General features: G+C 54.3%; 19 protein-coding genes. All 19 read right to left on the bottom strand.

The window, feature by feature from the left end:
- Nucleotides 1–28 precede the first annotated feature (28 nt).
- Complete coding sequence (locus ABJM21_RS03840; protein WP_348302722.1) at nucleotides 29–916, bottom strand: cell division protein FtsQ/DivIB; 888 nt, start codon at nucleotides 914–916, stop codon at nucleotides 29–31.
- Nucleotides 913–1,833, bottom strand: coding sequence for a D-alanine--D-alanine ligase (locus ABJM21_RS03835; protein ID WP_348302723.1), 921 nt, complete (start codon nucleotides 1,831–1,833; stop codon nucleotides 913–915). The genes ABJM21_RS03840 and ABJM21_RS03835 overlap by 4 nt, the downstream gene beginning before the upstream one ends.
- Nucleotides 1,830–2,330: a DUF4262 domain-containing protein gene (locus tag ABJM21_RS03830; RefSeq protein ID WP_348302724.1), complete on the bottom strand. Its 501-nt coding sequence runs from the start codon at nucleotides 2,328–2,330 to the stop codon at nucleotides 1,830–1,832. Before ABJM21_RS03830 ends, ABJM21_RS03835 begins: the two co-directional genes overlap by 4 nt.
- Entirely contained in the window at nucleotides 2,327–3,244 is a 918-nt protein-coding gene (gene murB / locus ABJM21_RS03825; RefSeq protein WP_348302725.1) for a UDP-N-acetylmuramate dehydrogenase, read from the bottom strand. Before murB ends, ABJM21_RS03830 begins: the two co-directional genes overlap by 4 nt.
- Complete coding sequence (gene murC / locus ABJM21_RS03820) at nucleotides 3,241–4,647, bottom strand: UDP-N-acetylmuramate--L-alanine ligase (RefSeq protein ID WP_348302726.1); 1,407 nt, start codon at nucleotides 4,645–4,647, stop codon at nucleotides 3,241–3,243. The genes murB and murC overlap by 4 nt, the downstream gene beginning before the upstream one ends.
- On the bottom strand, nucleotides 4,644–5,828 hold the full coding sequence (gene murG, locus ABJM21_RS03815; protein WP_348302727.1) for an undecaprenyldiphospho-muramoylpentapeptide beta-N-acetylglucosaminyltransferase: 1,185 nt from the start codon (nucleotides 5,826–5,828) through the stop codon (nucleotides 4,644–4,646). The genes murC and murG overlap by 4 nt, the downstream gene beginning before the upstream one ends.
- Nucleotides 5,825–7,087 (bottom strand): FtsW/RodA/SpoVE family cell cycle protein, encoded by a 1,263-nt coding sequence (locus tag ABJM21_RS03810; protein ID WP_348302728.1) that lies wholly within the window; start codon nucleotides 7,085–7,087, stop codon nucleotides 5,825–5,827. Before ABJM21_RS03810 ends, murG begins: the two co-directional genes overlap by 4 nt.
- Nucleotides 7,084–8,418 (bottom strand): UDP-N-acetylmuramoyl-L-alanine--D-glutamate ligase, encoded by a 1,335-nt coding sequence (gene murD, locus ABJM21_RS03805; RefSeq protein ID WP_348302729.1) that lies wholly within the window; start codon nucleotides 8,416–8,418, stop codon nucleotides 7,084–7,086. Before murD ends, ABJM21_RS03810 begins: the two co-directional genes overlap by 4 nt.
- Nucleotides 8,415–9,485, bottom strand: coding sequence for a phospho-N-acetylmuramoyl-pentapeptide-transferase (gene mraY, locus ABJM21_RS03800; RefSeq protein WP_348302730.1), 1,071 nt, complete (start codon nucleotides 9,483–9,485; stop codon nucleotides 8,415–8,417). Before mraY ends, murD begins: the two co-directional genes overlap by 4 nt.
- Nucleotides 9,485–10,921: a UDP-N-acetylmuramoyl-tripeptide--D-alanyl-D-alanine ligase gene (gene murF / locus ABJM21_RS03795; protein WP_348302731.1), complete on the bottom strand. Its 1,437-nt coding sequence runs from the start codon at nucleotides 10,919–10,921 to the stop codon at nucleotides 9,485–9,487. The genes mraY and murF overlap by 1 nt, the downstream gene beginning before the upstream one ends.
- On the bottom strand, nucleotides 10,918–12,396 hold the full coding sequence (locus ABJM21_RS03790; RefSeq protein WP_348302732.1) for a UDP-N-acetylmuramoyl-L-alanyl-D-glutamate--2,6-diaminopimelate ligase: 1,479 nt from the start codon (nucleotides 12,394–12,396) through the stop codon (nucleotides 10,918–10,920). Before ABJM21_RS03790 ends, murF begins: the two co-directional genes overlap by 4 nt.
- Nucleotides 12,397–12,399: 3 nt before the next feature.
- The gene (locus tag ABJM21_RS03785) at nucleotides 12,400–14,088 is read right to left on the bottom strand and encodes a penicillin-binding protein 2 (protein WP_348302733.1); all 1,689 of its coding nucleotides are present in this window, start codon (nucleotides 14,086–14,088) and stop codon (nucleotides 12,400–12,402) included.
- Nucleotides 14,085–14,687 (bottom strand): hypothetical protein, encoded by a 603-nt coding sequence (locus ABJM21_RS03780; protein ID WP_348302734.1) that lies wholly within the window; start codon nucleotides 14,685–14,687, stop codon nucleotides 14,085–14,087. The genes ABJM21_RS03785 and ABJM21_RS03780 overlap by 4 nt, the downstream gene beginning before the upstream one ends.
- Nucleotides 14,684–15,652 (bottom strand): 16S rRNA (cytosine(1402)-N(4))-methyltransferase RsmH, encoded by a 969-nt coding sequence (gene rsmH / locus ABJM21_RS03775; protein WP_348302735.1) that lies wholly within the window; start codon nucleotides 15,650–15,652, stop codon nucleotides 14,684–14,686. Before rsmH ends, ABJM21_RS03780 begins: the two co-directional genes overlap by 4 nt.
- Nucleotides 15,649–16,137 (bottom strand): division/cell wall cluster transcriptional repressor MraZ, encoded by a 489-nt coding sequence (locus ABJM21_RS03770; protein WP_348302736.1) that lies wholly within the window; start codon nucleotides 16,135–16,137, stop codon nucleotides 15,649–15,651. Before ABJM21_RS03770 ends, rsmH begins: the two co-directional genes overlap by 4 nt.
- A gap of 311 nt (nucleotides 16,138–16,448) precedes the next feature.
- Nucleotides 16,449–17,225, bottom strand: a complete 777-nt coding sequence (locus ABJM21_RS03765; protein WP_348303350.1) for a DUF4350 domain-containing protein — start codon at nucleotides 17,223–17,225, stop codon at nucleotides 16,449–16,451.
- A 12-nt stretch (nucleotides 17,226–17,237) separates the two neighbouring features.
- Nucleotides 17,238–17,639 (bottom strand): hypothetical protein, encoded by a 402-nt coding sequence (locus ABJM21_RS03760; protein ID WP_348302737.1) that lies wholly within the window; start codon nucleotides 17,637–17,639, stop codon nucleotides 17,238–17,240.
- On the bottom strand, nucleotides 17,632–18,627 hold the full coding sequence (locus tag ABJM21_RS03755; RefSeq protein ID WP_348302738.1) for a cysteine synthase A: 996 nt from the start codon (nucleotides 18,625–18,627) through the stop codon (nucleotides 17,632–17,634). The genes ABJM21_RS03760 and ABJM21_RS03755 overlap by 8 nt, the downstream gene beginning before the upstream one ends.
- Nucleotides 18,628–19,029: 402 nt before the next feature.
- On the bottom strand, nucleotides 19,030–19,575 hold the full coding sequence (locus ABJM21_RS03750) for a pseudouridine synthase (RefSeq protein ID WP_348302739.1): 546 nt from the start codon (nucleotides 19,573–19,575) through the stop codon (nucleotides 19,030–19,032).
- Nucleotides 19,576–19,578 lie beyond the last annotated feature (3 nt).

Raw genomic sequence — 19,578 nt, 5'->3', positions numbered from 1 at the left:
TGGTGCCCCCAATCGATAGCTTTGTTGTTTAACCTTCTGGTTCCGACGATGCCCGGGCCTTTGGCGGCATCCTTAGATAGGCACGTTCTGAATCGCGCAAATCAAAATGAACCACACCGCGTCCAAGCAAGCGGTTAACCCCGTCCATCCGAGCAAAGTTCAGCAGCGCAGCCGCGGCTGTTTCTTCGCCTTCGGGAAGTGCCAGCGTTTCACCGCTATCAAATTCGAGATTCCACCGCCGGTTACCTATCCAGGTCGCGCCTGTCACCATCGGACTTAGCGCGGGGGCCACACCCAATAATTTGGTTAGTTCCGGAACACGTTCATTGGCCTTCTTGCCGACTATAACAGGTAGGTCGGGAATTTCTTCCTTCTGAATTTGCTGCAACGGATATCCGGACTGATCGATCAGCGACAATTTGCCGTCGCGTTGCCAAACAGCCGCTGGTTCGCGTTCAATAATTTCCACCATCAATGTGTCAGGCAGACGCCGAGAAATTCTGGCGTCCTTGATCCAGCCATTGCCCATTAGATCATCGCGCACCTGATCAATATCGACCAGCATCATCGACCGGTCTTTTTGCGCCAACGTGATTTCATAGACCTTGAGTTCGTCGATCCGGTTCACACCGGTGACTTCAACGCGCTTCACTTCAAAGCCTGCATCGCCGACTGTGGTCGCAATCTGACTGCCTAATCGCTCATTAATTCCGGTATAGTGGGCAACACTATAGGCGCCGAGCACAAACACGCCGACCAGGCCCCAGGTCAGGCCCTTTTGCACCTGCGCCTCGGTAACCGGCATCGCGCGCAGAATTTTGTCAAAAATTGAGACCTGACGAACCTTTTTCCGTCCGCCTTTGCGCGGCTTACTCTTGGATTTTTTATTTGTCCGTCTGACTGATGCTGCTGTCATAGCGCTTCCCTCACGATCATCTCGACCAATTCTTCATAGCTTATCCCCATTTGCTTGGCCTGTTCCGGCACAAGGCTAAGCGGTGTCATCCCGGGCTGAGTATTGGTTTCCAACACAAACAGTCCATCCGCTCCCAATTCGTCATCCCAGCGATAGTCCGTCCGCGATGTCCCTTTGCAGCCTAAAATCTCATGGGCTCGCAGCGCATGGTCCAGGCAGAGTTTTTCAATCTCTGCTGGAATTTCTGCCGGACAGACATGCTCGGTCAGGCCTTCTGTATATTTCGCATCATAGTCATAGAAACCCGCCTTAGGTTTCAACTCCGTCACGCAAAGCGCCTTGTCGCCAACCACTGCCGTGGTCAGCTCGCGTCCTTTAATAAACGGCTCTGCAAGCAGCTCGTCAAATTCTTGCCAAGGCCCGGTAACTTCACGGCCGATTGGGTTACCATAGTTACCCTGATCCGTTATGATAGCGACACCAACGGACGATCCTTCGTTGACGGGCTTCAAGACATAAGGTCGCGGCAACGGGTCAGCTTCAAAAATATCGGCGCTTTTGACCATCTTGCCTTCGGGCATCGGAATACCGGCTGGAACCAATTGCTGCTTGGTCAGTTCCTTGTCGATCGCGATCACCGACGTGGCTAGTCCGCTATGGGTATAGGGGATTTGCATCAGATCGAGCATGCCTTGCACCGTGCCGTCTTCGCCAGGACAGCCATGGAGCGCGTTGAACACAACGTCCGGCTTCACGGCATCCAACACCATCGCAACGTTACGGTCCATATCGATGCGGGTCACCTGATGGCCATTTTTTTCAAGCGCAACGGCGATATCGTTACCGCTCATCAACGAAACCTCGCGCTCGGCGGACCAGCCGCCCATTAATACGGCTATGTGGAGCTTATCGGTCATGCGGCCAGCCTCGGTTCGTATAATGCGGGTTGGGCTTCAATTGTTTCCTCGGAACATCCTTCATCCCATGGGTACAGTCCCTCCAAAGCTCCCGGCCAAACAATCTGAAACGCTTCAGACAATTCGGAACCGAATTCCCGCTCATGGAACCACATCGATGAGTTGAAATAGCCTTCGTCAATCTGACTAGGGTGGACGCGCCGAGCGATGCAATCGAACCCTTCGATCAGATCACTTACCACAATCCCTTCACTGAGCTTCAATCCCTCTTCACGACATTGCCGAAGTGTTTCATTGACCATATAAAGCATGAGTTCTCTCTTCAAACCGAAGACAATAACCTCGGGCTGACTGGCTGTTTTTCGAAATCCAACGGAATAGGCGAAGTCTGGATCTTCTCCATTTTCGTCAAAAACCCAGTTCACCTGACACCCATGTTGGTCGACATTCTCTAACAACCGTTGCTCAAATTCGTTCAGCTCGCGGGCATCGGTCATGCTTCATCCCCCACGCGCTGTATCTCCCATTGCAGTTCGACGCCGCTATGTTCCTTCACCCGCCGGCGCACTTCTTCACCCAGCGTTTCGATATCTGACGAGGCCGCACCGCCCAGATTGAGCAGGAAGTTGCAGTGTTTTTCCGACACCTGTGCCTGCCCTATTTGCAGGCCGCGACAACCGGCCTCATCGACCAGTTGCCAAGCCTTATGGCCATCCGGGTTTTTGAAGGTCGAACCGCCGGTTTTGGATCTTAGCGGCTGTGATGCCTCGCGCTCGTCGGCAATGCGTTTCATTTCTGCGCCAATAATTTCTGGATCACCGCTTGTGCCGCGCAATTTGGCACTGACAACAATGGCCCCTTCCGGTAACTGCGAATGGCGATAAGTATATCCCATATCTGCTAGTGCGATCGTCCGAAGCTCACCGGTACGCAGAACCACATCGGCGCTTTCCAATATGTCACAGACTTCTCGACCATATGCACCAGCGTTCATCCGCACGGCACCGCCGATGGTGCCGGGAATGCCGCGCAAAAATTCCATGCCAGCGATACCATGGTCGCGGGCCATGCTGGCTGCTGAGATACCGGGTGCGCCTGCGCCGCATATCAAAGCGTTATCAATTCCAAACCGCCCTTCGCTGACGGTTTCAATCCCGGCAAAAGCCTTGCCCAAACGAATTGTTACGCCGCGCTTACCACCATCGCGAATGATGAGATTAGATCCCAATCCCAAGGGCCAAACAGCTATGGCCGGATCAAGATGCCGCAAAAAATGCTGCAAGTCTTCAACATCTTTGGGGGCGAACAGCCACTCCGCAGGACCACCACTTTTGAACCAGACGAGCGGCGCAAGAGGTGCATCGGCGGTCAGTTTACCGCGCGTTTCTGGAAGGGTTGTCGCAACCGTCATGACCGCGCCGCCTTGATGCCATCAGCCAAACTCGCCGCCCATTTGGTAATATCACCAGCACCGAGACAGACGATCATGTCCTTGTCTTCCGCCACTTCGGCAAGCCGCGCCGTTAAATCTGCTTCATCTGCAACGGTTTCGGCAACCCTATGTCCGCGTTTTCTAAGTCCGGCGGCCAGTGCTTCGCTGTCCACGCCTTCAATTGGTTCTTCTCCGGCGACAAAAACGGGTGTTACATAGACCATATCGGCATCGTTAAACGCTTGCTGAAAATCTTCCATGTGATCGCGCAGCCGGGTGAAACGATGTGGCTGAACCACCGCAATGACACGCCCTTCTGCACCTTCACGTGCAGCTGACAGAACTGCGCGGATTTCCACCGGATGATGGCCGTAATCATCGATAATCGACACGCCATCGACTTCATCAACTTTAGTGAACCGTCGTTTGACGCCGCCAAAATGATCAAAGCCGCTGGCAATCTGTTCGTCGGTCATGCCCATTTCCAGACCGACAGCGACCGCCGCAATCGCATTTTCGACATTGTGGCGTCCGGGCATGGGGAGCGTGATATCTTCTATTGTCCGCGTCTCACCATCGCGGTCCCGGATCACCACGTCGAAGCGATTGCCGCCGGCGATCGGAGTAACATTAACGCCTTTCACATCGGCCTGCGCCGAAAAACCATAAGTGATCAGACGTCGGTCCCTTATGCGCGGCAAGATCGCCTGTACTTCGGGATGGTCGAGACAGAGGATCGCTGCACCATAAAATGGAACATTCTCGATAAACTCGACGAAGCTATCCTTGATCTTTTCAAAGCTGCCATAATGGTCGAGATGTTCCGGGTCGATATTGGTGACCACGGCAATCGTTCCATCAAGGCGCAAAAAGCTGCCGTCGCTTTCATCCGCTTCGACAACCATCCATTCACTGTCGCCGAGCCTCGCGTTTGAGCCATAGCTGTTGATGATGCCGCCATTAATTACGGTGGGGTCAATACCGCCCGCATCAAGCATCGCGGCCACCATCGATGTGGTCGTGGTCTTGCCATGGGTTCCGGCAATAGCGATGGTGCTTTTCAGCCGCATCAGTTCCGCGAGCATCTCTGCACGCCGGACCAAAGGTATGCGGTCTTCAAGGGCCTTCTCAACTTCGGGATTACCGCGTTTTACCGCAGTTGATGTGACGACAACCGCAGTTCCAACGACATTATCGCCGCTTTGACCAATCATGACCTTGATGCCTTTGGCGCGCAGGCCTTCGACAATATAGCTGTCGGCTATATCTGAGCCTTGCACTTGATAACCGAGATTGTGCATCACCTCGGCAATGCCGGACATGCCAATACCGCCAATGCCGACAAAGTGGATTGTGCCAATATCTGTACCGACACCCTTCACTGCGTTGTTTCTTTCGCCAGCGCCGGACGTGGATTTGGAACGATCGACGACTTTTCGTTTTTCACTTTCAATGTCTTGGACAGTGGCGATGAACCAATACTCTCGACCAGATCAGCGAGATTACTGACCGCATCGGGACGACCACATTTGCGGGCAAAGCGAGCGGCATTTTGCAGTGCATCGGGGCCGAGCGCCATTTTCTGCATCTGCTTGGCCAATTCCTTGGCGGTAAATTGTGGCTGCGCAATCGCGCGCGCGCCACCAGCGGCAACCATTTCACGGACATTTTGGGTCTGATGATCATCGGTTGCAATGGGGAGCGGAATAAGGATTGCTGGACGGCCTGCGGTGGTTAGTTCGGCAATGGTCGACGCACCTGCCCGGCCGATAACAACATGCGACCAGCCCAACCGCTGCGGTAAGTCCGGCAGATAGGTTGCGAGTTCAGCCGGAATATCATGCTCGGCATATTTTTCACGCACCCGTTCAATATCCTGCTCCCGGCATTGCTGCGTCACCTGCAGTCGGCGTCGCAAATGCATTGGCAACAAAGCAAGACCATCGGGCACAACGTCCGACAGGATCGTCGCGCCCTGACTGCCGCCTGTCACGAGTACCCGGAAAATACCTTCTTCAGTGAGAGGGGGATAGGGCTCCTCGCGCAGTGCGATGACTTCTTCGCGCACAGGGTTGCCGACCAGATGGACCTTTTCCTCATATTTTGGCTTAAGCTTCAGGATATCGGGATAGGATGTCGCAATCGCATTGACCGAGCGCGCCGCCAGCCGGTTGACGCGGCCCAGTACGGCATTTTGTTCGTGGACAATTGTCGGGATATTTTTCCGGCTCGCTCCCAGTAGAGCAGGGAAGGCCGGATAGCCGCCAAAACCCACAACGGCAGATGGCTCAAACGCATCATAAAGCTGCATCGCCATCTTGCGGCCCCTCATGATCGCGCGCGCACCGGATAACCAGCCGCGCGGGTCTTTGGTGATCCGGCCAGCAGGCAGCACATGGACCTGGCCATCATCGACCATGCCGGGAATTTTCTCACCGCGCTCATCGGTGATCAGAGCCACGCGGTGACCGCGCTGGACCAGTTCCTTGGCCAGTGCATAGGCGGGTATCATATGGCCGCCGGTCCCTCCGGCAGCGAGGACATAATGTTTCGTAAAGCTCATTTGGTCACCATGATTTCCTTCGGCCGATCTTTAGGCCATTTCGTGACATATTGTGAGCGATCTAAATAGGGATTTCTGCGCGTAAATGCCAGCAGGAGTCCAACACCGAGCGAAAGAGCTAGGAACGATGAACCACCATAGCTGATCAGCGGCAGTGTCATGCCTTTAGACGGGAAAAGTTGAAGGTTCACCGCCATGTTGATGAGCGCCTGCCCGCCAAATTGTGCGGTCAGCCCGGCAACGGCAAGAATGATAAAATTATCTTCCTCATCCAGCAAGCGCAGGAACACCCGAACGATGATAGCGAGATAAACGAGAGCAATAGCGACACAGGCAAGCAATCCAAATTCCTCGCCAATGACAGAGAAGATATAATCGGTATGTGCCTCAGGCAGCTTGAACTTGGCGGTCCCCAGACCCGGCCCGGTACCCAGCAAGCCGCCACCCGTTAAAGCCTTGTGGGCCAGCATCACTTGATCAAATTCATCGCCACCGAATAGCCATGTGTTAATCCGCTGGGTCGCCACCGGATAAAAGAAATAGGCGGCGATCAAACCGCCCACACCCACAACACCCATGCCCGCGATCAACCGTGCGGACAGACCAGAGATCATCATCAATACAAACCAGATGCCGCAAAAAATGACGGTTTGCCCCAGATTGGGCTGCATCATCAAAAGCAGAGCGACCACTCCGGTCAACACAAAGGATAAGGATATCACGGGTAGCGACGGATCCTTGACCCGCAGCGACAATAGCCATGCCAGCGACACGGCATAAAAGGGCTTGAGAAACTCGCCTGGCTGAATCGTCGCAAAACCATAGCCAATCCAACGCTGCGCGCCGTTGACCGACTTGCCGAAAACCGGGACCAGAAACAGCAGCGCAAAAGCTGCGACAGCGGCAATAATTGCGAAACGCCGTGCCTGTTCCTTGGGCAGCATCGATACCACCAACATCATTGGAATACCGACAATCACCCAGCCAAGCTGGCGATAGAAATAATAGAGCGGATCAAGCGAAACGGCTGCCGTACTATGTTTCAACGCAGATACCGGTGATGCCGCTGCCACCGCAATCAAGCCGATAGCAATGAGGGTCAGCATCAACGCCAGTAGCACACGATCCAATTCCCAGAACCAGATTGCCAAAGGCGACCGGTCGCTGCGACCCAAACGCGATTCCAGTTGGAAGCGCTTCTTTTTGAGGCCCGCTGCAATTTCAGGCAAAGCACCCTGTGATGTTGTTCCATCGGTCATTCTATACTGCCCCCAGCCGCCGTTCCGATTAGATCATTTTCGATGACGCTATTCACCGCACTACGAAAACAATCGCCGCGCGCTTCAAAATCTTTGAATTGGTCGAATGATGCGCAGGCCGGTGAGAGTAAAACTACCTCGCCGGGCTTTGCATTGGCGGCAGCATGTTGCACCGCGGTCAGGATCATCTCACACGGATCGACCAGCATATGCGGTGTAAGCAGTTCGCCGAACATCGGTCCGGCATCGCCAATCGTATAGGCCTTAATGACATTGCCAAAATAAGGTTCACATTCCTTCAAATCATCACTCTTGGGCAGCCCTCCCACAATCCAGTGGATTTTCGGATAAGCACCTAGGGCTGGACCTGTAGAAGCAGGATTGGTCGCCTTGCTGTCATTCACAAACAACACGCCATCCGCTTCGACCATCCGTTCCATACGGTGTGGCAGGCCTTTGAAACTTTCCAGAGCAGGCCGCCATTGACGTTCCTGTATGCCCAAGGCTTCGGCCGCGGCAACCGCAGCAATTGTATTTTGCAGATTATGCGGTCCCTGAAGCGACGGCCAATCCGCCTGCCCTTCCAATAGGATCGCGCTGATATCAACAATATTTTGCACCCGGCCTTCAGCGCGGATGAACTGCAAAGCAAGCTGCGTTTTTTCGTCGCCGCCTCCAAAAATCGCGACATGGTCTGGCCCCATCATATCGAACAGGCGCACTTTCGCCGCTGCGTAGGCATCATAACTGTCATAGCGATCAAGATGGTCCGGACTGATATTGAGCAACATGGCGACATCGCAATCGAGGCTATGAGTCAGATCAATCTGATAGCTGGATAATTCCAGCACATAGACGCCACCCGCCGCTAAGGGTTCCTGCGACAGGATCGGGACGCCGATATTGCCGCCCATATGGGTCGGTAATGCTGCGCTTTGGACGATATGATGCAAAAGCGCCGTGGTTGTGGACTTGCCATTAGTACCAGTAATCCCGACCACACGGTGCGGAGGCAACGACCGCCGCGCCTGCGCGAACAATTCAATATCCCCAACAATTGGTACACCGTCATCGGCTGCCTTGTCGCGGATCGGATGGGTGTTGAGCGGCACGCCGGGCGAAACGACAATCGCATCATAGTCACTCAGATCCGCTTCTAGCGGGTCAGCGATAATCGCTTTGTCCTTCGCCGCTTCGCGCAAATCTTCACGCGCATCCCAAGCCAATATCCGCGCACCACTGGCGTGCAGAGCATCAAGCGTCGCCATGCCGGATCGCGCCAGGCCCAAAATGGCATAGCTCTTATTGGCAAAGGCGGAAGAACGCATCATCTGAGTTTGAGCGTCGCCAGACCGGCCAGCGCCAGAACCAGACTGATAATCCAGAAGCGGATCACGACAGTTGATTCAGACCAGCCAAGCTGTTCAAAATGGTGATGGATCGGGGCCATGCGAAAAACCCGCTTGCCGGTGCGTTTGAAAAAGAACACCTGCACGATGACCGAAACCGCTTCCAATACGAAAAGTCCGCCAACAATGGCGAGCACAATTTCATGGTGGATTGAGACGGCAATCGCGCCAAGCGCGCCGCCCAGTGCGAGACTGCCCGTATCGCCCATAAACACGGCCGCTGGCGGGGCGTTAAACCAAAGAAACGCCAGACAAGCACCAATGATACAGGCACAGAAAATGGCAATTTCGCCGGCTCCGGGAACGAATGGAATGCCGAGATACTCTGAGAATACCGCGTTGCCCGAAAGATAAACAAGGATCAGGAAAGTAGCACTGGCTATTGCAACAGGCATGGTCGCAAGACCATCAAGCCCATCGGTCAAGTTCACGGCATTGCCGGACCCAACAATAACAAACATCGCGAAGGGGAAATAGAACCACCCGAGATTAATCTGCACATCGTTGAAAAACGGCACATAGAGATTGGTGCCGATCTGCTGGACAATGATCCAGGTCGCGAACCCGGCGACAACAAATTCCATCAACAATCTGACCCGCCCGGGGACGCCTTTGTGGCTGGCTTTGCTGACTTTGTCATAGTCATCCATAAAGCCAATCGCGCCGAAACCCAGCGTGACAAAGATACAGACCCAAACAAAAATATTGCTGAGATCCATCCACAGCAAAGTGGAAATAACCACCGACAGCAAAATCATCAGACCGCCCATAGTCGGCGTGCCTGCTTTTTTAAGATGGGTAATCGGTCCATCTTCGCGGATCGGTTGGCCCTTGCCTTGCTTCATCCGCAACATGTTGATGAACCGCGGTCCGATCAGCATGCCAATGAATAAAGCGGTTGCGACGGCCGCGCCCGAACGGAAACTCAAATAGCGAAAGACGTTGAAAACGCCTTCAAATTCAAGCCATTGTGCCAAAAGATAAAACATTAATACTCCCCGCTCACCAAAGCCGAAACGACCTTGGCGAGCCCCAGATAATTTGACCCCTTGATAAGAAGGACGTCTTCGTCGCTGATTTCCCCTGCGACTTCAGCCAATATCGCTTTGGTGGCCGCCTCCGAAGAGCCAGCGACATGAGATATTTTGAGAGTGTGATCAAGTTTTTCCGACGACAATTGTGCCAGTCGGGCTTGCGTATGGGCCATTTCATCACCGACCAATATGATGGTCTGTGCACCAGACGCAATTATGTCCTCGGCTAGCGCTTCATGATAGCTCTGCGCCTTGTCGCCCAACTCACCCATAGCACCCAGCACGACGGTTTTTTTGCCGCCGCTATTTTCGCGCGCCAATTGCTCCAACGTAGCTTTCATGGAAACAGGATTGGCATTGTAACTCTCGTCAATCAGCAGCGCCCGGCCACCATCTTCAAGATCAATCTGATGCCGCCTGCCGCGACCATCAAGGCCCTGCAGCTCCGCCAGAGCCAGACCGGCCGCTGCCAAATCGCCGCCAACCGCGCGAACCGCCGCCAATATGGCGAGTGCGTTGGACACCCAATGTTTGCCGGGCTCTGCGACCGTGAAACAGAGGCTACGGTCTCCTTCTCGATCATCGCGAAAACTGGCTGTTACCAGTGAACCGCCACCCTGAGCCGGAACGATGTCAATGGCGCGGACATCGGCCTGCTCATCAAAACCAAAAGTCACTACCTTTTTCGTGCTTCGCAGGGCCGCTTTGCGCAGCCGTTCATAATGGGGGCTGTCAAAGGGAATGATTGCTGTGCCCTCATGAGTCAGGCCCTGAAAAATCTCTGCTTTGGCATCGGCAATGGCTTCAACGCTTGCGAAATGGCCGATATGGGCTGGCGCAATGGCAGTGACAATCGCCACATCAGGCCGAACCAATCGTGTGAGCTGTGCCAGCTCCCCCGCATGGTTCATACCCATTTCAAAAATTCCATATTGGCATTCCGCCGGCATACGCGACAGGCTCAGCGGAACGCCAACATGGTTATTGTAGCTTTTCACCGACCGATGGGCCTTTCCCATGGACGCACGGTTCAAAGCTGCAAAAAGGGCTTCTTTGGTGCCGGTTTTACCGACAGATCCAGTAACACCGATAATCTTGGCATCTGTGCGCGTTCGAGAAGCAATGGCCAAATCGTTGAGCGCCTTGGTGGTGTCAGATACCAATATATGAGGGCCGCTCGCCGGCTCGCTGACGACCGCACCAGCTCCGCCGGCAGCATAAATATTGTCAACATAGAGGTGTCCGTCACTTTGCTCGCCCTTCAGGGCAAAGAACAGGTCGCCGGGACCAATTTCACGGGAGTCAAAGGCGACGCCATCGGTGTCAAAATCAGCACTAGCCCTACCCTGCACCGCTTGCGCGATGGCGGAAGATGTCCACAAACTGCTCATGCGACAGGCTCGGCTTCCGGCGCACCATTGGCTTCACGGGCACATTCGCGGGCAACTTCGACATCATCGAATGGAATGACGCGATCGCCAATAATCTGACCCTGTTCATGCCCTTTGCCCGCCAACAATATGATATCATCGGCACCAACAAGGCTGATGGCATGGGATATAGCGGCACGGCGATCACCGACTTCCTGTGCGCCGGACGCACCTGCCATAATGTCGGCACGAATCGCTGCAGGATCTTCACCGCGCGGATTATCGTCGGTAACGATGGCAATATCGGAAAGCTCCGCGGCCACTTTGCCCATTTCGGGGCGCTTGCCTTTATCCCGATCGCCGCCAGCGCCAAAGATCGTGATCAGCTTGCCTTTAACATGGGGCCGCAGCGCATCAATCGCAGCGCGCAAACCATCTGGCGTATGAGCATAGTCGACATAGACAGGCGCGCCGACTTTCGTAATGACAGCCCGTTCGAGACGACCGCGCACCGGCTGTACCCTCTGGAGATGGTCAACCACATCATCAAGCGCGCCGCCCGTGGACAGGATTACGCCCGCTGCGCACAACACATTCGCGGCCTGATAAGCGCCGATGAGTGGCAAGGATATGCGGTGAGTATTACCCTGTGCCTTGACCATCAGCACCTGACCCAATTGGGTTGGCGTGCGAGACAGGAGGCGCAGCGACGTTCCTTGCTCGCCCACCGTGAAAAGATTCAAACCGCGATCCATGGCGCGCTTGATAACGGCTTCGGACCACTCATCATCGGCCCAGATGACGGCTATACCAGCATCGTCCACCACCTCGTCAAATAAACGCATTTTGGCTTCGAAATAGCTATCCATATCACCGTGATAATCAAGATGATCTCGACTGAGATTGGTGAACACACCGACCTGCACAGGCAAGCCTTCCGTGCGATATTGCGAGAGGCCGTGGCTTGAAGCCTCAAATATCGCGTGGCTCACCCCTTCACGGGCGAGACCAGACATATTGGACAGAAAAGTCACGATATCCGGCGTAGTGAGACCGGTCTTGACCTGCTCACTGGCCGTAGTGACTCCCAATGTACCAATAGACGCGCTGTTAAGGCCAGCCATCCGCCAAAGCTGGCGTGTCAGTTCCGCCGTCGAAGTCTTGCCATTGGTCCCGGTAACAGCCGCGACATATTGCGGCGTCGGTGTAAAATAGCGCGCCGCCATCAATGCAAAAACACGCCGCGGCTCTTCGTTTGCTATATGAACAGCGCCTTCAACCTCGGCATCTGGATGCGCGACAATCGCTATCGCTCCGGCAGCAATAGCCGCTTCTATAAAATCCTCACCATTAACCTTGGCACCTTGAAAAGCGCCAAAGATATTGCCTGGCGCGATCTTGCGATGGTCAATAGCAAAACCGGTGACATGGTTGCCTCCTTCTTCGCTTTCCAATGCCGTATCCGATAGACCGGCGATGAGCGCGCATAATTTCATCGCCTATCCTTTCGGCGACCAAAGAAGTGGGGTCAGCTCCGAGACATCAACATCGCGATGTTCATCCGGAACAACACCGAGCATCGGCCCGACCCGCGGCACCACTTTGCGGACAACAGGCGCCGCCGTCCAACCGGCTGTTCGCTGGAAACCAGTTTCAGCATTGCCTTTCGGCTCATCCAACATAGCAATCACTACATAACGGGGATTATCCATCGGAAAAGCGGCGGCAAATGTCGAAACGAGTGACGTCTTGTTATAACCGCCATTGGACGGTTTTTCCGCAGAACCTGTTTTGCCACCAATGCGATAGCCTGGCGCATCTGCTTTCCGTCCGGTACCATTGGAAACAATCATCCGCAGCAATTGCCGCATCCGCGCGCTGGTCGCTGCCTTGAAAACGCGGCGTCCTTCCGCTTCTTCACCCGGCTCAACCTTCAGCAAAGTAGCAGGACGCCAGATCCCGCCATTGACCAAAGCGGCGTATGAACTTGCCAAATGAAGCGGCGTAACCGCGATACCATGACCATAGGCCACCGTCATATTGGTCACCCGGCCCCAGCTTTGCGGCCAAAGCGGTTTGCCGCGCTCAGCCAACTCAATATGTGGCCGCTCATCGAAGCCAAGCCGCCGGATCATATGCTCCATGCCCTCTATACCGAGATTATCCGCCAACCGCGCGGTGACGATATTGGAGCTATGGACCAGTGTTTCCGGTACATTGAGATAGCGATTCTGGCCGTGATCATCCTTAATTGTAAAACCGGCAACCTTAATCGGTTCTGTAGCATTGTAGCGCACTGCGAGATCGGTCACCGTTCCGGCATCCAATGCAGCAGCCACAGTTAGCGGTTTGAAAGTTGAACCCAATTCGAACACGCTCTGCGTGACCTCATTGGTCTGATATTTCATTGTCGCTTTGCGGATCTTGTTCGGATCAAATACCGGCAGAGACGCCAGTGCCATCACTTCACCCGTATGGACGTCCAGAATAATACCAGCCGCACCGCGCGCTTCATGCGCGGTCATCGCCACCATTAACTCACTTTCGAGTGCGGCCTGAACCCGACTATCAATTGACAATGCAGCCGGTGTACCGCGCAGGCTTTCATCCTTAAGACGGTCATTAAGCGCACGCTCCATGCCCATAACACCTTCACTATCGGCGTTCACATATCCCAGAACATGAGCTGCTAAATCGCGCTGCGGATAGAGCCGTTCATTCTCTCGTGGAAACTCGATACCGATCTCGCCCAGCGCATGGACCTGCCTGACTTCGTTAGGCAAGGCACGTCGGCGAAGATAAGTCGGCCGAGAACCTTTCAGCTTAGAGAGAAATTCCGCTTCCGTCGTATCAGGAAATAAATCAGCCAGTTGGCGCGCTAGCAACTCTTTGTCACCCAGCACCCGCTCAGGCACCACGCGAATAGCATAACCTTTTATCGTTCGCGCCAAAGGAACGCCGTTGCGATCCACAATGTCACCACGCGCCGGGACGAAGACCGAACTCGACATGCGAGTGGGCTTTGCGTCTTCCAATATGCTAAAGCTGATCAATCGACCGACGATGACGGTGAAGATCGCCAGAAATACCAACAGCAACACCATCAAGCGAAAGTGGGCGCTGGCTGCTACTTCCTTACTCTTACCGGAAAACTGCATTTTTCTGCTGCTTGCCAGAAGGGTTGTCATTGGGCGCTGCTCCGCGCCTGTTCGGTATCCGCTCTGGCCGCGAGCTGTTTGATCAGCCCGTCATCAAGCAACTTGTCTTCCATGTCAGCGACCCGCGCGGTTTTCGTTTCGCGCAGTTCAGCCGCTGTTGGCTCTTCATTCGCATTGCCATCCTCGCCATTTATAGCAACGGACACCCTATCATCGGCCTCATTGGTGCGAACGTTTGCAGAGGCTGTCGGAAAGACCGAGCCAATAATACCAGCCGGCTGAACTTTATCCATGGTGCTGATCACCGCCACCTTGACCGGTTTACGCAAATCCGTGCCGCCAAGATTAGCAAGCGCCCGTTCTCCATCCAAATATTGAGAGGCATTGGGCGACACATAACCATATTCCAGCTTGTTCCAGTGCTCAAGCTGCCGCAAATTGGCGCGTGCACTAAATTCTGTTTCCAGATAGCGGATTTCTTTTTTGACCGACACTATCTTATTGTCAGTCCGCGCCAAATCACTGCGCAAAGTGGCGACGCTAAGGGACAGCGGATAAAGCAGGATCGCGACAAGAAAAACAAGCGCGAGCCATCCAATACCTTCAAGACGCTTTACTGCCAGTTTCATTGCACGCCTCCTGTCGCCACGCCTGCCGGCGCGTCGGAACGCACCGCTGATCTGAGGGTGGCGGAGCGGGCTCGGGGATTAGAGACCTGCTCCGCCCCGGCCGGACGCACCATTTTGGCTGGTTTATGAAAGGTGGGTGCCGGCCGTGTTTCGGAAACTTGAGGTAGATGGCGCGAACCAGCGGATTTTTGGCCGCTGCGGTCACGCAGGAAATTTTTGACGATACGATCTTCTAGGCTGTGAAAGGTTACAATGGCCAAGCGGCCACCTGGTTTCAGCAGTCGCTCTGCGGCGACCAAGCCATCTTCCAATTCGCCAAGTTCGCGGTTGATATGAATACGAATAGCCTGAAAGGTCCGGGTCGCCGGATCCTTTTTGTCGCCTGGTTTTTGACCCAAGGCCTTGCGCACGACATTGGCTAGCTCGGAAGTCCGGGTTAGCGGGCGAGCATTGACAATAGCCTTGGCAATCTTGCGGGAACGCCGCTCTTCACCATAGCGATAGATGACATTGGCAATCTCTTCTTCATCCGCTTCGTTCAGAAAATCCGCAGCACTTGGACCGTCCTGAGACATCCGCATGTCGAGCGGACCATCTTTCTGGAAAGAAAAACCGCGCTCCGCCTGATCAAGATGCATGGAAGAAACGCCAATATCCAGCGCAACACCATCAATCTCTTCATCACTCAGCACATCCGCCATTTGCGAATAATATTCATGATGCAGAACGAGCTTGCCTTCCGAGGCTTCGACCAACGACTGACCACCAGCAATCGCATCAGGGTCCTGATCAAAGCCATGTACTTTGGCACCGGCAGCGATCATCGCCATGCTATATCCGCCCGCACCAAAGGTACCATCGACATGCGTTTCGCCTGGGGTAATGGCGAGCGCGTCAATGACTGCGTCGAGCAAGACGGGGATATGAGAACGGTCTGGCGTCACGGTCGCTTCTTTTGGGGTCATTTCTTTTTCCCCAATTCGCTGAGATGAAATTCCACCAGACGCTTGTCCACCGGCACATCATTGGTTGTGTCGAGCAATGCTTGTGGTGCCCAAAGGCAGAAAGTCTTACCAATGCCGTGGAAAAGCACATTGTCTTTCAGACCACCAATGGCTTGCAACATCGGCGGCAGGACAAAGCGGCCACTGGCATCAAAGCTAAGTTCTTGCAGGGTAGAGAATTTTCGAGCACCGGCGGCATCACGGTCATAGGGTTCTGACCGGGCAATGGCGATTTCTTCTTCTTTGTCGATTTCAGCGAGCATATCGATTTTGCGGCTGAGGCCAAAACCGACGAGACAATCCCATTTTTCATGCTTGCCGAGACACAAGACGCGGCCGTCGCTGCTGGCGATCAGGTCTTTACGCAGGAACGCAGGAACGGACAGACGACCTTTATCGTCTATCGCGGAAATTCCCGATCCTGAATACGCATATTTGCCTGACACAGCCTCAATCCCTCAACAGTATCGAAAGGCAAATCTCTCCTGTTTGGAGAAGCGCGCAGCGAGCCACTCCCGAAACACCAGAATCCCGGACAGGAAATTTACCCCGATAACGCAATAGGGTTAACAGGGGAGAGCTGGGGATGGAAGGGGATTTTACGGGATTTTAAGGGATATTCTGGGTGAATTCGTCTATCTATCTGATTTTATTGTATTTTATTTTTCGCTCCTTTCGACGGATCCGGCTGAAACTCGGTTTAGTGGTTGGAAACACAGAGAATAAGCCGACCTTAACATTCTCCCTCTCACGAGAATCATGACTCATTGTGCAAATCGGCAATGAAAATATCGGTCAATCCTCTCGCATCTTCCGGACGGCTTTCATCTGCCCCGGTTGCAGCATCGGGCCAAAATGCATCATTTAAAAAATCGGCGTCAGCCATAATGATCGCACGCCCCTTTCCGACTTTACAGCTGGCTATGACATTGGCGACGCTCAATATACATTTATCATTGTCGGATGATTGCTTTTGCAGGAGTTTGAGAGTCCCGATGCCAGCCGTTGCAATGGTCGCCCCGGAAAATTCCAGTTCCACACCACCGGAGCCCGCTTCGTCCGGTGCTTGCAATTCCAATCCCCAATGCTCCAGCAAAGGTGATAATAAACCCGACGCCAGCGGCCGGCCTTTGTGGCCCAGCGGCAAGTCCGTTGGCCATAACAACATCGGATCCGTCAGGATGATCGCTTTGCCGCCTGCCCTGACCCATGCATCAAGCGCAGCAATATCCGCTGGGTCCATGGCTGGCGGCTGGGCCAGCAGGACGATATCTGCCCCCGATTCATCCAAAGCTTCAAAACTGTCGACGGCCGCGATGTCATATTTTTGCTGCCAATAGGCATAAATGGGTGCCGGAGATGTCTTGCCAGATAATATGCTCTGCATCGATGCGCCTTCGCCCCAGATTATCGGCAGGCTTGTCATCAACTGAATTTTCGCAGGCGCGCTATTCTCGGAAGAAGCATTGGTAGCGGCGGGACTACATTGGACAAGCAAACCTGCGGCCAGCGCGGTCAGTCCCAATCGGGTCATCCGCAACAAAGATTATTGCTCCTTATCCATCGGCGCTTCCAGCTTCGGATCGGGTTCCAGATCGGGAACAACCTGCGCGCGCGTGCCCGGAACGATTGGAACAGGCTCAACAACCTCTTCCTCTTGTACGGGCGCGGGTGTAATCCCCATCTCGGCCAATGGCTCAGCCGGTGCCTGCACGGGCACCGGGGTGGGTTCGGCTTCAGCCGCAATGCGGCCAGCATTTTCAAGAGCCTCAGTTTGAATTTCCTGAATCGCAGACTGTTCGTCACTGGCGCGTTGCAAAACGAAATTGGCAACGCTGACGACCAGCAACACCGCCACAAGACCGACTACGCCAACCTGGATGCGCTGAATCGTATCCTGACCATTATTGTCTTTTTTGGCGTTTTGCTTTTCGGGGTCTTCAATCATCTTCTATGAGCCAGGGAAAAACTGGCAATCCTTTTTGCTGCAACCATTCGGCATTGTAGAGCGACGACAAATAGCGGAAACCGGTATCACACAGGATCGTCGCAATCCGGCTGTCCGGCCCAAGCTCTTTGCCCAGCGCAATAGCACCGGCAACATTAATACCGGATGAGAGCCCAAGGCAAAGCCCTTCTTCCTGAAGCAAGCGCTCAACCCATTTCATGCCTTCTTCATCGCTGATGCGATATTGGGTGTCGATCGGCGCGTCTTCCAGATTGCCGGTAATTCGGCCCTGCCCAATACCTTCGGCGACACTGCTGCCCTCCGACTTCAGTTCGCCATGGGCATAGTAATTGTAGAGCGCTGCGCCATGCGGATCGGCCAGACCGATTTTCACATTTTCATTTTTTGCCTTGAGGCCCATGCCAACGCCAGCAATCGTCCCGCCCGTGCCAGCAGCACAGACAAATCCATCGACTTTGCCATCCATCTGGGTCCAGATTTCTTCAGCGGTCGTTTCGATATGCGCGCGCCGATTGGCAACATTGTCAAACTGGTTGGCCCAGACCGCGCCTTCCGTTTCTTCGGCCAAGCAGCGGGAGGTATGCACAAAATGTCCAGGATTGGCATAGGGTGCAGCGGGCACCAGAACCAGCTTTGCGCCAAGCGCGCGCAGCGTATCCATTTTCTCACGGCTCTGGGTTTCGGGCATGACAATCGTCGTCTTATAGCCCTTGGCATTGGCGACGAGCGCAATCCCGATACCGGTATTGCCTGCCGTGCCTTCGACAATCATGCCTCCGGGTTTGAGCAAACCGCGCTCTTCAGCATCCTGCACAATGAAAAGGGCAGCGCGATCTTTCACCGATGCGCCGGGATTGGCAAATTCGCATTTGCCATAAATGTCGCAACCTGCCTCTGCACTGGGGCCAGCAAGACGGACGAGCGGTGTGTTGCCAATAAGGTCAAGCGTGTTTGGTACTATGTTCATAGTGCCTTCCATAGTCTGGCGGACGAATGACGACAAGCGGGGACAATTTGGGTGGGGCAAAGCGCAGCTTTACTGGTGCGGTATCTTTTCCGCTTTGCGGTCAAGCATTTGCCTACGAAGTTCACAAAGTACAGAAGCCCCTTTGAGGGTTCTATATCCCGTGGCTTCCTATCAAAGTTCACACACATCACAGACCCCTTTGCGCTTTTTCGGTCCGGTCGTTTCATTGCAAAGTTCACACAATTCACACGCGCTCGCTCGCGCAATCTATTTTCGGCTGACCGGTATAGATGAGAGGTTTTAGCGGGCATGTTCATGGCAGATACTATATCTGAAAATGGGTAATGTAGGACAGACTTTTTCCGGGCAGTGAAAAGCGTTGAAGCCCGCAAATGCCGTTTCTCAAGCATCCTTCCGCCATTCACCCAGCGGCAAATCTTCCACCGTCCAGTCGCCGATGCTCCAGCGGATCAATCGCAAGGTTGGATGACCGGCGGCCGCCGTCATCCTGCGCACCTGCCGATTGCGCCCTTCCCTGATCGTCAGTTTCAGCCAGCTGTCGGGGATATTTTTGCGCACCCGTATCGGCGGATCGCGCGGCCATAGGGCCGGGTCTTCTATCGGTTCAACCTCAGCCGGGCGCGTCAGGCCATCTTTCAGGCGGACGCCTTGCCTCAGCATATTCAAGGCAGCGTCATCAGGCTCCCCCTCAACCTGCACCAGATAGGTTTTCGGCATTTTGAATTTGGGGTCGGCAATCCGCGCCTGTAATTTGCCGTCGCCGGTTAACAGCATCAGGCCTTCGCTGTCGCGATCCAGCCGCCCCGCTGGATAGATGCCCGGCAGATCGATAAAATCCGACAGCGTCTGACGCTCGGTAACAGTACCGCGATCGGTAAATTGCGAAAGCACGCCATAAGGTTTGTTGAACAGGACGAGATCAGCCATGGC

Source organism: Parasphingorhabdus sp., from assembly GCF_039977335.1.
In the GTDB taxonomy this organism is placed as follows: domain Bacteria; phylum Pseudomonadota; class Alphaproteobacteria; order Sphingomonadales; family Sphingomonadaceae; genus Parasphingorhabdus.
Note: the sequence above shows the minus strand (reverse complement) of the source record. Positions and strands in the feature narration are given on the sequence as shown.